The organism is Segatella copri (genome assembly GCF_009494835.1).
GTDB lineage: Bacteria > Bacteroidota > Bacteroidia > Bacteroidales > Bacteroidaceae > Prevotella > Prevotella copri_F.
In genome coordinates, this window is record NZ_VZBE01000015.1 from 1 (window position 1) to 1,068 (window position 1,068).

1 protein-coding gene is annotated in these 1,068 nt (G+C 42.4%); it reads left to right on the forward strand.

The genetic code is table 11. From position 1 onward, the window contains the following. Positions 1–1,037: site-specific integrase (locus F7D47_RS03075; protein WP_153095730.1), on the forward strand; the 1,037-nt coding region annotated here is incomplete at its 5' end. Positions 1,038–1,068: the final 31 nt, after the last annotated feature.

Here is a 1,068-nt window from a genome sequence, read left to right on the forward strand (position 1 = left end):
ATTATCAGGAGATTATGGACAGGGACAACTTCGTCACTGCCGACAAGGTGAAGAACGCCTTTCTTGGCTTGGAGTATCGTTGCCATACACTGATGAAAGTCTATTCTCAAAGCCGTGATGAAATGGAAAAGCAATATAAGGCTGGCATAAAGTCTTTGAGCTCATTCACAAGATACAGAATAGGATGTGCCTATGTCGGTGAGTTCTTGCAATCGCATTATCATGTCAAGGATATTGCTTTGAAAGAGTTGTCGCTGCCTTTTATCACGGACTACGAGACTTTTCTCAGAACCGAAAAGCACTTGAAGATAAACTCTGCGATGGTGTTTGTCCGCAATCTCCGTGCAATGATATTCCGCGCCATAGATAATGAGTGGCTTGTAAAAGACCCATTCAGACGATATGAGTACAAGGAAGAAGAGACGACAAGGGAGTTCTTGACAAAAGAAGAGATTCGCTTGCTCATGGAAATACCAATCACCCGAAAGAAGATGAGCATGGTACGTGATTTGTTTCTGTTCTGTTGTTTCACTGGTCTCGCCTTCATAGATCTTTATAACCTGAAGGAAGAGAACATCAAAACGTTCTTTGACGATGGCGAGTGGATAATAATCCATCGACAGAAGACGGGAACTGAAGCCGACATCAAGTTGCTTGACTATCCCAAGCAGATTATGGAAAAATACCGTGGATTGTGTGAAGACGGTAGGGTATTTCCAGTACCCAACTACAAAAGTTGTATGGATTCGCTCAAAAGACTGGGCAAGAAATGCGGCATCACCAAGCCGCTGTCCTGGCATGTATCCCGTCATTCGTTCGCAACCTCGGTTTGCCTCTCCAACGGAGTTCCAATAGAAACCGTGAGTTCAATGCTTGGTCACAAGAACATAAAGACAACTCAGGTGTATGCCAAGATTACCAAGGAGAAATTGAGCAAAGACGTGGAAAAGTTGTCTCAGCAAATAAATAACATTGAGGAATTCACGTTTGGAAATGTTTGCAACGATAATACTAACACTATAAATGGCAGAGTATGAAACGACAAGTGATAACAATACAAGAAGATAT